Origin of the sequence: Pseudoclavibacter terrae, from assembly GCF_008831075.1 — a bacterium.
Classification (GTDB): Bacteria; Actinomycetota; Actinomycetes; order Actinomycetales; family Microbacteriaceae; genus Pseudoclavibacter; species Pseudoclavibacter terrae.
The window spans coordinates 628,616-640,619 of record NZ_WBJX01000002.1; the positions used below are offsets into that span (position 1 = coordinate 628,616).

Genomic DNA, 12,004 nt, shown 5'->3' on the forward strand with positions numbered 1-12,004 from the left:
CAAGTCTGCTCGAAGGCAGACCCGCAGGGTCCATCCGTTGATTATGGCACGGTTTCGGACGAAACCCTGGATTGCGGCCGTGCATTCACAATCCGCGCCGTCCGGAACCGAACCATTTCCTGCCTATTGCAACCCAGATCGGGTCGATGATTATTCCCTCGTCGCGCGCCATGCGGCCTCGGGTGCGGCGACGACTGAGCAGGAGACCGCAGAGGCCGAGGAGCATGATGCCGGGGATCACCCAGAAGGCGAGCTTGTACTGCTGCCAGTCGACGGCGCCAGCGACTCCGATCCCCAGCGCATCGAGGGAGATGCCGATGAGGAACATCGTCGTGAAGCTCGCGACGAAGCCGCCGACGTTCACGATGCCGGAGGCAGAGCCGAGGCTCGAGGCTGGGTTGAACGTGCGCGCGTAGTCGAAGCCGATCGCCGATCCGGAGCCGCCGATCCCCATGACGACGAGCAGCACGATCAGGAGCCAGAGGGGAGGCAGACCCGGCCAGAGCAGCATCGCGACCCAGACGACGAGGATGAGGAGCGCGCAGATGAGCACGAGGTTCGAGCGTCTCAGGGGGTAGCGCCCCGTCAGGACGCCGAGGAAGGGACCGAGCACCATGCCGGCGAGCACGATGACCGGCAGGAGCGACGACGCGACAGCAGGATCGAGGCCGAGGCCTTGGGTCATGAGCGGGTACCCCCAGAGCAGGCCGAAGACCGTGCCAGGGAACTGGGTCGTGAAGTGCGCCCAGAATCCGAGCCTCGTGCCAGGGCGCTTGGCGGCCTGGCCGACTTTGCCGAGGACGCCGCGAACGCTGATCGCCTCACCCGCACGGCGCAGTTCGGGGCTATCACGCAGGAAGACGGCCACGGCCACGGCCGTCACGACCGCGAGGCTCGCAACCGAGAGGAAGGCAGGCGTCCATGACGTGGTTCGGAGCAGGAACCCGAATGGCACCGCGGAGAGCACCTGACCGAGCTGACCCAGGTTGCCGTACCACTGCACGAAGATCGGCACCCGGCGCGGCGGGAACCACGCGGCGATGATGCGGAGGCCGGAGACGAACGTCGTCGCGTCCCCGGCACCGACGAGCATCCGGCCCAGGACCGCGACGCCGAGCTCCGGTGCCAGCGCCACGATCAGCTGGCCACCCGACATCAGCAGGGCGCCGACCAGGATCAATCGCGACGGCCCGAACCTGTCGAGCAGCATGCCGACGGGGATCTGCAGCGCCGCGTAGACCGCCAACTGTGCGACCGCCAACGTGGAGAGTGCGGTCGCGCCGACGTCGAAGCGCTCACTCGCGAGCACGCCGGCGACCCCGAGCGACGAGCGCTGCGTCACGGCGACCATGTATGCAGTCGCCGTGATGGCGAACATCGCGGGAGCAAGACGAGGGTTCATCTCGCCTATTCTCTCGTGTCGGCGAGCCGGCCGATCACGCTCTGCCGATCGGCCGGTTCCTCAGCCGATCAGACGCAGAGAACGTCCGGCGCGGCGGCGAGGCCTCGCCCCACGTTCGGCTCAGGCGTCGTCGTCTCGACCGAGCGCCAGGTAGCGCTCGATCTCGGCGGCGAGCTGGTCAGCGGAAGGCAGCTCCCCTGCCGCGTCCTCGAAGTCGTTGCTCACGGCGAGATTCTGGAGGTACGCATCATGCTGCGTCTCAAGGGCGTGGATGAGCTTCTGCCCGTCGGGATTCGACTCGAGCTCAGCATCCACCCCGGCACGGAAGGTGCGGTCGCGCTCACGCAGGGCCTCGGTCGCGATCATGCGGCCCGTCGCGCTGCCGAGCGCGGAGAGCGCCGCAACGGCGCCCGCCGGTACCGACGAGTCCGCGACGTAGTGCGGGATGAGCATCGCGAGGCTGAGCACGGGATGCCCCAGCTCCTCCGCACGAACCTGGAAGTACTGCATCACGTGCGCCGGGGCCTCGGTGGTCGGATTCCATACCGACAGGGAATCGACGAGCTCCTCTCGGTTGCCTGTCGCCGCGATGCGGATCGGACGCGTGTGCGGCACCGGCATCGGCACGGCATGGACCCACGTCGTCGACGAGACCTCGAGCGCGTCGACCGCGCTCACGAGCGCCTCGCTGAAGAGGCGCCAGCGGTAGTCGGGTTCGAAGCCGGACAGGAACAGGAACTCCTGACCGAGCTCGTCCGTGACGAGACGCAGATCGAGCCTCGGCTCCGTCACAGACTTCACGCGCCCGTTCGACACGGACACGATCGGGCGGCGCGCCCGGTAGTCGTACAACTCGTCGACATCGAACTCGGCGACGATCCGTGCGTCCTCATCCAGCCCGACGATCTCATCTGAGACCTGCGCGGCCACGGCACCCGCGTCGTGACCGCCACGCAGCGCCACGATGAGGGGCAGACCAGCAGGCACGTCATGCCATGCGGCAGCCACTCGGAAGATGCGCTCAGTCTCGCTCATACGCACAATGCTAGGTCGGAACGCTGACCCCTGCGCGGGCGTTCGCGCTTGGCGCACGAGCCCGCCAGCCTCGCCCCTCGGGCCCGCAATAGGCTTGCGTGCATGACGCACGCCATCCTCGAACTCGCCGAATCCGCCCCCGACGCACAGCTGCTGGTGCTCCCAGTACTCCGACTCGATGACGCTCTGACGATCTCCGCTCCCCCTGGGCTCCCGGACCTGGGGCCGTCGCTCGAGGCGACCGGGTTCCGCGGGAAGAGCGGCGAGACGCAGAAGATCGCGGTCCCGCACGAGGGTGGGGTGCGTGCCGCCATAGCGCTCGGGCTCGGCGACGGCAGCGACGAGGAGCAGGCGCGACGCGCGGGAGGGGCGCTCGCTCGCGCCGCGGGAACGTCGGCGGTCGCGATCGACGCGGATGCGCTCGAGCCGGCCATCCGCCAGGCGGTCCTGCTCGGTGCGCTGCTCGCCAGCTATCGCTTCACCGCCTACAAGTCGGAACTCGACGACGACGCGCTCACGACCATCACGGTCGTCACGGGTGACCGAGACCGCGCCGCCGCGGAGAACGCGCGTGCCACGACGCTCGCGAACGCCGTCGCTCTCGTCCAGGACGCCGTCAACACGCCGCCGAACGACCTCCCGCCCGCCGCACTGGCCGACATCGCACTGCGAGTCGCCCACGAGAACGGCTTCGAGTCCCGCGTCTGGGACGAACAGCAGCTGCGTGACGGCGGGTACGGCGGTCTGACCGCCGTCGGCCAGGGGTCCTCACGTGGCCCCCGCCTGGTCCGCCTCGCCTATCGCCCAGAAGGAGCTGAGCTGCACATCGCGCTCGTGGGGAAGGGAATCACCTTCGACACGGGTGGCCTGTCGCTCAAGCCCGCCGCCTCCATGGTCGGGATGAAGTTCGACATGGCCGGCGCCGCGACCATCATCGGAGTCCTCCAGGCAGCCGCCGAGCTCGGCATCCAGGTCGCCGTCACCGGGTGGCTGTGCATCGCTGAGAACATGCCGTCGAGCACGGCCACGCGTCCAGACGACGTCGTGACCATCTACGGGGGCAAGACCGTCGAGATCACCAACACCGATGCCGAAGGACGCATCGTGATGGCGGACGGCATCGCGGCCGCGAGCGAGGAGCACCCCGACCTCATCATCGACATCGCGACGCTCACGGGAGCACAGGTCGTCGCACTCGGCGACCGCACGACCGCTGTCATGGGCAACGACGACGCGTGGATCCGCAGCGTCGTCGACGCGTCACGCTCCGTCGGCGAACCCTCGTGGGCGATGCCGATCCCCGAGGAAGTCGGCGACACCTTGAAGTCGCCCGTCGCGGACCTCGCGAACATGCGCTCCGGCAACCGCTCGGCGGGCATGCTCGTCGCCGCGGCGTTCCTCGAGCGATTCGTCGGCGACCGCGCCGACGGAAGCGGAGCCCTCCCCTGGGTGCACCTCGACATCGCCGGCCCGTCCAACAACGAGTCGGCGGCCTACGGCTACGTGCCCAAGGGCGCGACCGGGGTCATGCTGCGCACGCTCATCGCGTTGCTCGAGGCACGTGCCTGAGCTGGTTATTCCTGCCAGTTCGACGCGTGTAGGCTTCTCTGAGGGGTAATTTCGCCGCGCGTGGCGACCACAGACCGGCCGCCGCTTCTCTATGAATTCCATTGAGGGAGTTTTCCGGGTGTCAGAACACAATTTCGACCTCGTCGTCCTTGGCGGAGGAAGTGCGGGATACGCCGCAGCTATCCGCGCCGTTCAGCTGGGCTCAACCGTCGCTCTCGTTGAGAAGGACAAGCTCGGAGGCACGTGCCTCCACCGTGGCTGCGTGCCTACGAAGGCCATGCTCCACGCTGCAGAGCTTGCAGACAACGCACACGAAGCCGCATCCGTCGGCGTGCTGACCGAATTCCAGGGCGTCGACATCGAGAAGGTCAACGCCTTCCGCGAGGGCATCGTCGCCAGCAAGTTCAAGGGCCTGCAGGGTCTCCTGAAGGCCAAGGGCGTCACCGTCTTCCAGGGCGAGGGAAAGCTCGTCTCTCCCACGAGCGTCCAGGTCGGCGACGACACCCTCACGGGAAAGAACGTGGTCCTCGCGACCGGCTCCTTCTCGCGCTCGCTCCCCGGCCTCGAGATCTCGGGCAACGTCATCACGAGCGAGCAGGCGCTCGAGCTCACCTGGCTCCCGAACCGCGTCGTCATCCTCGGCGGCGGCGTCATCGGCCTCGAGTTCGCCAGCGTCTGGCGCTCCTTCGGCGTCGAGGTGACGATCGTCGAGGGCCTCAAGCACCTCGCGCCCGCCGAAGAGGAGTCCGTCTCCAAGCAGCTCGAGCGTGCGTACAAGAAGCGCGGCATCGACTTCAAGCTCGGTGTCCGCTTCAAGGGCGTCACGCAGGACGACTACGGCGTGCACGTCGAGCTCGAGTCCGGTGACGTGCTCGACGCGGACCTGCTCCTCGTCGCAGTCGGCCGCGGCCCCGTCACTGCGGGCATCGGCCTCGAGGAGGTCGGCGTCACGACCGACCGCGGCTTCGTCCCGGTGGATGAGACGCTCCAGACCAACGTTCCCGGTGTCTACGCCATCGGCGACATCGTTCCCGGTCTCCAGCTCGCACACCGCAGCTACCAGCACGGCATCTTCGTCGCCGAGCAGATCGCCGGCCTCAACCCCGTTCAGGTCGAGGACATCAACATCCCCAAGATCACCTACTCCGACCCTGAGATCGCCTCCGTCGGCTACTCCGAGGTCAAGGCCAAGGAGAAGTTCGGCGACGACGCGATCTCCACCGCCGAGTACAACCTCGCGGGCAACGCGAAGAGCTCGATCCTCGGCACGAGCGGAACGGTCAAGCTGGTCCGCGTCAACGACGGCCCGATCGTCGGCGTCCACATGATCGGTGGCCGCGTCGGCGAGCTCGTCAGCGAAGCTCAGCTCATCGTCAACTGGGAGGCCTACCCAGAGGACGTCGCACACCTCATCCACGCCCACCCGACGCAGGGTGAGACGATCGGCGAAGCAGCCCGTCTGCTCGCCGGTGTCCCGCTGCACGCCCTCTGACCCGCCAGAACCACTCAAGGAGAACCAACATCATGAGCGAAGACGTAACGCTCCCGGCACTCGGCGAGAGTGTCACAGAAGGAACCGTCACCCGTTGGCTGAAGAGCGTCGGCGACACCGTCGAGGTCGACGAGCCGCTGCTCGAGGTCTCGACTGACAAGGTCGACACCGAGATCCCGTCGCCGATCGCCGGCGTCCTCGAGGAGATCCTCGTCGGAGAAGACGAGACCGTCGAGGTCGGCGCCGTCCTCGCACGCCTCGGTGACGGCTCAGGTGCGGCCTCTTCCGACGACAGCGCCCCTGCCGAGGCCGAGGCCGAGCCAGAGGTCGAGGAGGCGGCGGAAGCCACCTCGCAGCCCGCCGCGGCTCCTGAGACCGAAGAGGCACCCGCCGAAAAGGAAGACGAGGGCTACGCCGAGCCGGCTCCCGAGAAGGAGACGACGTCTGAGGCTCCTGCCAAGGAGGCGGCGACGCCCGCAGCCCAGACCGCGCAGCAGTCCGCATCAGCTCCGAAGCCGCCGGCACAGCCCAAGCAGCCCTCGCAGCCGAAGCAGAGCGGTGACTCGGCCCAGGCCGCGTCCAGCTCCGACCCGCGTTACGTGACGCCGCTTGTCCGCAAGCTGGCTGCCGACGCAGGCGTCGACCTCTCGAAGGTCCAGGGCACGGGCGTCGGTGGACGCATCCGCAAGGAGGACGTCGTCGCGTTCGCCGAGTCGAGCAAGAGCGCAGCTCCCGCGCAGGCCGCTTCGGCTGGCACGCCGGGCGAGCCGACTCCGTTCGAGGTCTCCGAGCTGCGTGGCACGACAGCGAAGATGTCGCGTCTCCGCAAGGTCGTCGCCGAGCGTGCGGTGGCGTCGATGAACTCGACGGCTCAGCTCACGACGGTCGTCGAGGTCGACGTGACTCGAATCGCGCAGCTCCGTGATCGCGTCAAGGGCGACTTCCACTCGAAGACGGGCAACAAGCTCTCGTTCCTGCCGTTCTTCACGCTGGCGGCGGCCGAGGCTCTGCAGAGCTTCCCGATCATCAACTCCACGGTCGACGGTGACTCCATCGTCTACCCGGAGTCCGAGAACATCGCCATGGCGGTCGACACGGAGCGCGGACTGCTCACGCCGGTCATCAAGAAGGCGTCGGAGCTCGACATCGCGGGTCTCGCCGGTCAGATCGCTGACCTCGCGGAGCGCACGCGCGACAACAAGCTGCTCCCCGATGAGCTTGCCGGTGGCACGTTCACCGTCACGAACACGGGTTCGCGTGGCGCGCTGTTCGACACGCCAGTCGTCTTCCTCCCGCAGAGCGCGATCCTCGGTACCGGGATCGTCGCGAAGCGTCCCGCGGTCGTCAAGACGGCCGATGGGCAGGAGTCGATCGCGATTCGCTCGCTCGTCTTCCTCGCGCTGAGCTACGACCACCGCATCATCGACGGTGCGGACGCGGCTCGCTTCCTCTCGCAGATCAAGAACCGCCTCGAAGAGGGCGCGTTCGAGGGCAACCTCGGGATCTAGCAGCGTTCTCGAGCGGCTCACGCCACTCGAACATCGCGTAGACGCCATCCGGCCTCCCCACGAGCGATCGTGAGGGAGGCCGGTGGCGTCTCTGCCGTCTGCGCCGCGCCTTGTGGCCACAGCTCCACCACGGCGAAATCCCCGTAGCGGTCCCGGAGCGTCGCCGCGGGGAGGCTGACCAGTTCGTCCTGCGCTCCTTCTGGTCGGTTGAGGTCGGCATGGAGTCCCGGCGCGTCGCTCTGGTAGACCTCCTCGAGGCAGCCGGCGGCGGCCGTGGCAAGGCACTCGGTCCGTCTTGCCACGAGCGCCGCAGCAGCCGCGGCAGGATCATCGGTCGCCGCCGCGGTTCGCCAGTCCTGCACTGCCTCCGCTGGTGCCGACTGTTCAGGTTGTGCTGGCGTCTGCACTTCTGGAGCGGTCGCTTCCTGAGGTTGTTGCGTCTGCTGGCTCGCCGTGGGAACGGCGCCGCCGTCACTCGGGCCATCAGCGCCGTCTCCCCCGCTGCGACTGCTCGCCACCCCGATGACGACCGCGCACATGCACATCACCAGCGCGGCCACCGCCGCGATGCGGTACGGCATCCGGATGGCAGACGGCTGCGGCGCCCTCGAACCGCCGCGATGTCGTCGCGTCCGTCGCTCACGCCTGCTGGCGACCTCGCGCGTCGCGTGGACGAGACGCCCCGACGGGTCCTCACCCCGGTTGTCACCGTCGAGGAGCGTCGGACCACCACCTCCGCCTACGGGGCCATCCGATGACGGGTCGATCACTGGGCTCCCCGACACAGCCCCAGGCACCTGTTCCGCCAGCACGGCGCGCCAGGGCCTGGGCTCACCCACCGCCGGGTCGTGGATATCCGTGGCGTCCTGCCAGGTGAACAGGGCGTCAATCAGTCGCGCACCGAGCCCCTCGTCGATCTCCCCCGACAGGCAGCGGTCGAATTCGCGCTCCAGAGCGGCGGGCAGCTCCGTCTCCGGGGGCAGCTGCGCCAGCACCAGATCCGCGAGGGACTCGAAGGATCGCCAGTCTCGGAGCACACCAGCGTTCGGGCGGCCCTTCTGCTCGAGACGAGTCACCGTCTGCCAGCTCTTGAGAACCGGTCGCCCTGCCAGGGTGAGGCGGACGTCGTCGCATCCGAACGGGCCCACCGCCACGCCGTGCTCGTGCAGCTCCACGAGAGTCTCCGCGATGGAGGCGAGGATCGTCACGATCTCCCCCGCCGTGAGGGGGTGAGGCCGGTCGAGGAGCTCCTCCACGCTCGACCCCTCCGTGGCCTCGAGGACGACCACCGCGTCCCGATGCTCGGTCTGACCGATATCGCGGACTGCAGGAGCACTCGGGGCGTCGATCTCCTCGAGCAGCACGCAGACCTCGGAGAGCGTGAGTCCCGGGCCTGGCGACGCCTCTACGACGAGCTCGACGGCCTCCTTGGGCGCAGGAGCGACGACTCGCGGGGGCGAGAGGGATGGGCCGGCCAGCCAGTCGTCGTCAGCCAACGCAGCCCGTTCGCGCGCCACGGCGAGGTAGCGGTGCCAGGGCCCGTCGTCCGAGAGCACGTCGACGACCCGCCAGCCCGCGATATCGAGGTAGGCGGGAGCCTGGCTGCGGGCGGTTTTGCGCTGGTCTCTGGCTTGCACACGGAGATTCTGACGCCCAGTTCACGCCAGGAGCGGACGAGCTTCATCGTCTGTGGAGAAGTCGTCACGAGTCCGAATGTGAATACGGGGTGAAGTGCCGGTATTCTGGATGCACTATGGCGAACTCTCCACAAGCCAGCGCAGCAGCGGAAAAAGAGCCGGGTCGCTTCAAGCAGATCTGGCAAGTCCTCAAGATGACGGTCAAGTACGACAAGACCGCACCTTGGATCATGGCCGCTGCCGTGCTCGTCCCCCTGATCATCGCAGCGCTCGTGAGCATCTTCCTCCCCGGCTCGAACGCGCTCATCTGGATCCTCACGATGATCCTCGGCCTCATGGTCGGTGTGCTCCTCTTCATGTTCACGCTGAACTGGCGGGCCGAACGGGTTGCGTTCGGGCAGCTCGAAGGCCGCGCGGGTGCTGCAGGCCAGGTGCTCACGAGCGCCCTGCGCGGAACGTGGCAGACGAGCGAGATGCCCGTCGCGTTCAACGCCAAGACGCAGGACGCCGTGTACCGCGCGGTCGGTAAGCCTGGCGTCGTCATCCTCAGCGAGGGCAGCAAGGCCGGCACGAAGCGCTTGCTCGACGATGAGCGCCGCAAGACCGCCCGCATCCTGCCGAACGTCCCGATCCACCACTTCCACGTGGGCACGGGAACTGACGACGTGAAGCTCGTGCAGATCCGGAAGACGCTCAACAAGCTCCCGAAGAAGCTCACGAAGCCGGAGATCGTCGCCGTGACGAGCCGCCTGAAGGCGCTCGGCAGCAACGCCCTCCCCATCCCCAAGGGGATCGACCCGATGCGGATGCGCTCCTCGCGTTCGCAGATGCGCTGACCTGCAGCATCCCCGCCACAGACTCGCCCTGCCGCTCTACACGAGCCGCAGGGCGAGTTTCGTCATGATGTCGTGGCCGCCGCGCTGGTCGCTGTCCCACACGAGCATGGGAAGCACGAGCGTCACCAGCAGCTGGCGGAGCAGGGGTCGAAGGTAGCCAGGCGCTGAGCCATCGAGCCTCGTGACTCGCATCCTGAACACCAGGTGCCCGATGGAGCCACCGAACAGCATGATCCCGACGGTCGTCATCGCGAAGAAGAGCAGCAGAATGGCGATCGAGTCGTACTCGAAGAAGATGAAGGCAAGTCCCGCGGCAACCGCGTAGTCGATGATGAGCGCCGGCACACGGCGGCGCATCGGCGCCATGCTGCCACGACCCTCTTCCGGGTAGCCGAGGCGGTAGCCCGGGTAGCGGTTGTTCTCCGGTCGAGCGAACTCCGGGCTGCTTGACTGTGCGGGCATCCGAAAAGCTTACCGTCGGACGGAGGCGGACGGCGGGCCCCTGACGGCGCACTATCACGCTCTGCGTAACGTGCGCGAAACATAACAGTGACCACTGGGCAACAGCGAGTGGTTAGCTTATGACAGGACCCCGTCCGCCAACACCTTCGACACGACCCGGAGAAGCCATGTTCAAAGAACCGTCTGAAGTCCTCGCCTATATCACCGACAACGATGTCAAGTTCCTCGACATCCGCTTCACCGACCTCCCCGGTGTGCAGCAGCACTTCAACATCCCCGCGTCGACCGTCGATGAGGAGTTCTTCTCCGTCGGCCAGCTCTTCGATGGCTCCTCGATCCGCGGTTTCGCGTCGATCCACGAGTCGGACATGCAGCTCATCCCCGACGTCACCACGGCGTACCTCGACCCGTTCCGCGAGGCGAAGACCCTGATCATGGTCTTCGACATCTACAACCCCCGCACGGGTGAGATCTACCACCGCGACCCCCGCCAGGTCGCGAAGAAGGCTGTCGACTACCTGTCCTCGACGGGAATCGCGGACACGGCGTTCTTCGCACCAGAGGCGGAGTTCTACATCTTCGACGACGTGCGCTACTCCGTGACGTCGAACCAGAGCTTCTACTCCGTTGACTCCGAAGAGGGCGCCTGGAACTCGGGCCGCGAAGAAGAGGGCGGCAACCTCGGCAACAAGACGCCGTTCAAGGGCGGCTACTTCCCCGTCTCCCCCGTCGACAAGACGGCAGACCTGCGCGACGACATCACGCTCAAGCTCATCGAAGCCGGTTTCATCCTCGAGCGCTCGCACCACGAGGTGGGCACGGGCGGCCAGCAGGAGATCAACTACCGGTTCGACACGATGGTCAGCGCCGCTGACGACATCCTGAAGTTCAAGTACATCGTCAAGAACACGGCCGAGCAGTGGGGCAAGTCGGCCACATTCATGCCGAAGCCGCTCTACAACGACAACGGCTCAGGCATGCACACGCACCAGTCGCTGTGGAAGGACGGCGAGCCGCTCTTCTACGACGAGGCTGGCTACGGCTCGCTGTCGGACACGGCTCGCTGGTACATCGGCGGACTGCTCGCACACGCCAACTCGCTCGCCGCGTTCACCAACCCGACGACGAACTCCTACCACCGCCTGGTGAAGGGCTTCGAAGCCCCCATCAACCTCGTCTACTCGGCGGGCAACCGCTCGGCTGCGATCCGCATCCCGATCACGGGCTCCAACCCGAAGGCGAAGCGCATCGAGTTCCGCGCGCCGGACGCCTCGGCCAACCCGTACCTCGCGTTCGCCGCGCAGCTCATGGCTGGCCTCGACGGCATCCAGAACCGTATCGAGCCGCACGAGCCCGTCGACAAGGACCTCTACGAGCTTCCCCCGGAAGAGGCGAAGAGCATCCCGCAGCTCGCGACCTCGCTGCCCGAGGCGCTCGCAGCTCTCGAGGCTGACCACGAGTACCTCACGAAGGGCAACGTCTTCACGCCGGAGCTCATCGAGAACTGGATCAACTACAAGACGGTCAACGAAGTGCAGCCGCTCGCGCAGCGCCCGCACCCGTACGAGTTCGAGCTCTACTACGGCGTCTAGCCGTCAGCGCAGTTCCGCGGCCGGCCCGTCTCGCTCCTGCGAGGCGGGCCGGTTCCGTCTGCGCCAGCGGCGGTGTCTCCGCATCCGCCCAGGCTGACGCTCGACGACGTGGCAAGCTGGACGGATGGATGACGAAGAGCTTCGCGCGCAAGCCCTGGCCGCCATCGACCACCACAAGCGCCTCGCGGCGAGCATCCACGCGGCGGCCGTCCGCCGACTGTCGTCCGAGCCGCAGAGCGAGGACTGGCAGCGGCACAACGCCGACGTCGATCGCTTCATCGACGAGCTCCTCGCCCACGAGTTCACCACCGCCAAGTCGGCGCTGCAGGCCCTCGCCTCGCATGAGGCGCAGCACGCCGTCGGCATCGGCCGGCAGTCGGGCCTCGACGCCGTCCTGATCGCCGACAGCCTCGAACGGGCGATCCACGACCAGCAGGCCGAGTCCTAGACCCCCGTCCCGCAGCCTCGGTC

General features: G+C 67.3%; 10 protein-coding genes. 6 read left to right on the forward strand and 4 right to left on the reverse strand.

The window, feature by feature from the left end; genetic code table 11:
* Positions 1-85: 85 nt before the first annotated feature.
* Together F8O03_RS09155 and F8O03_RS09160 are read right to left on the reverse strand one after the other, a co-directional pair.
* Positions 86-1,402 (reverse strand): MFS transporter, encoded by a 1,317-nt coding sequence (locus tag F8O03_RS09155; RefSeq protein WP_151423563.1) that lies wholly within the window; start codon positions 1,400-1,402, stop codon positions 86-88.
* 120 nt (positions 1,403-1,522) lie between these two features.
* Entirely contained in the window at positions 1,523-2,437 is a 915-nt protein-coding gene (locus F8O03_RS09160) for a proteasome assembly chaperone family protein (protein WP_104253337.1), read from the reverse strand.
* Positions 2,438-2,539: 102 nt separating this feature from the next.
* On the opposite strand from F8O03_RS09160, the gene F8O03_RS09165 reads away from it, so the two are divergent.
* From F8O03_RS09165 to sucB, 3 genes are all read left to right on the forward strand, one after another.
* On the forward strand, positions 2,540-4,006 hold the full coding sequence (locus F8O03_RS09165) for a leucyl aminopeptidase (RefSeq protein WP_151423564.1): 1,467 nt from the start codon (positions 2,540-2,542) through the stop codon (positions 4,004-4,006).
* A 91-nt stretch (positions 4,007-4,097) separates the two neighbouring features.
* Positions 4,098-5,498, forward strand: coding sequence for a dihydrolipoyl dehydrogenase (lpdA, locus tag F8O03_RS09170; RefSeq protein WP_167516528.1), 1,401 nt, complete (start codon positions 4,098-4,100; stop codon positions 5,496-5,498).
* A gap of 32 nt (positions 5,499-5,530) precedes the next feature.
* Positions 5,531-7,006 (forward strand): 2-oxoglutarate dehydrogenase, E2 component, dihydrolipoamide succinyltransferase, encoded by a 1,476-nt coding sequence (sucB, locus tag F8O03_RS09175; protein ID WP_151423565.1) that lies wholly within the window; start codon positions 5,531-5,533, stop codon positions 7,004-7,006.
* Between the two features lie 17 nt (positions 7,007-7,023).
* Here sucB and F8O03_RS09180 read toward each other — a convergent pair whose 3' ends face one another.
* Positions 7,024-8,643, reverse strand: coding sequence for a serine/threonine-protein kinase (locus F8O03_RS09180; RefSeq protein WP_151423566.1), 1,620 nt, complete (start codon positions 8,641-8,643; stop codon positions 7,024-7,026).
* A gap of 116 nt (positions 8,644-8,759) precedes the next feature.
* On the opposite strand from F8O03_RS09180, the gene F8O03_RS09185 reads away from it, so the two are divergent.
* The gene (locus F8O03_RS09185) at positions 8,760-9,479 is read left to right on the forward strand and encodes a DUF4191 domain-containing protein (RefSeq protein ID WP_151423567.1); all 720 of its coding nucleotides are present in this window, start codon (positions 8,760-8,762) and stop codon (positions 9,477-9,479) included.
* 36 nt (positions 9,480-9,515) lie between these two features.
* On the opposite strand, the gene F8O03_RS09190 is transcribed toward F8O03_RS09185, so the two are convergent.
* Positions 9,516-9,941 (reverse strand): RDD family protein, encoded by a 426-nt coding sequence (locus F8O03_RS09190; protein WP_151423568.1) that lies wholly within the window; start codon positions 9,939-9,941, stop codon positions 9,516-9,518.
* Between the two features lie 167 nt (positions 9,942-10,108).
* On the opposite strand from F8O03_RS09190, the gene glnA reads away from it, so the two are divergent.
* Both glnA and F8O03_RS09205 read left to right on the forward strand, forming a co-directional pair.
* Positions 10,109-11,533, forward strand: coding sequence for a type I glutamate--ammonia ligase (gene glnA, locus F8O03_RS09195; protein WP_104312035.1), 1,425 nt, complete (start codon positions 10,109-10,111; stop codon positions 11,531-11,533).
* A gap of 124 nt (positions 11,534-11,657) precedes the next feature.
* Entirely contained in the window at positions 11,658-11,981 is a 324-nt protein-coding gene (locus tag F8O03_RS09205; RefSeq protein ID WP_151423569.1) for a hypothetical protein, read from the forward strand.
* The last annotated feature ends 23 nt before the right edge of the window (positions 11,982-12,004 follow it).

Coding starts and splice junctions, on each gene's coding strand:
- F8O03_RS09155 (WP_151423563.1), bottom strand. CDS start 1,402: ATGAACCCTCGTCTTGCTCCCGCGATGTTCGCCATCACGGCGACTGCA.
- F8O03_RS09160 (WP_104253337.1), bottom strand. CDS start 2,437: ATGAGCGAGACTGAGCGCATCTTCCGAGTGGCTGCCGCATGGCATGAC.
- F8O03_RS09165 (WP_151423564.1), top strand. CDS start 2,540: ATGACGCACGCCATCCTCGAACTCGCCGAATCCGCCCCCGACGCACAG.
- lpdA (WP_167516528.1), top strand. CDS start 4,098: ATGAATTCCATTGAGGGAGTTTTCCGGGTGTCAGAACACAATTTCGAC.
- sucB (WP_151423565.1), top strand. CDS start 5,531: ATGAGCGAAGACGTAACGCTCCCGGCACTCGGCGAGAGTGTCACAGAA.
- F8O03_RS09185 (WP_151423567.1), top strand. CDS start 8,760: ATGGCGAACTCTCCACAAGCCAGCGCAGCAGCGGAAAAAGAGCCGGGT.
- F8O03_RS09190 (WP_151423568.1), bottom strand. CDS start 9,941: ATGCCCGCACAGTCAAGCAGCCCGGAGTTCGCTCGACCGGAGAACAAC.
- glnA (WP_104312035.1), top strand. CDS start 10,109: ATGTTCAAAGAACCGTCTGAAGTCCTCGCCTATATCACCGACAACGAT.
- F8O03_RS09205 (WP_151423569.1), top strand. CDS start 11,658: ATGGATGACGAAGAGCTTCGCGCGCAAGCCCTGGCCGCCATCGACCAC.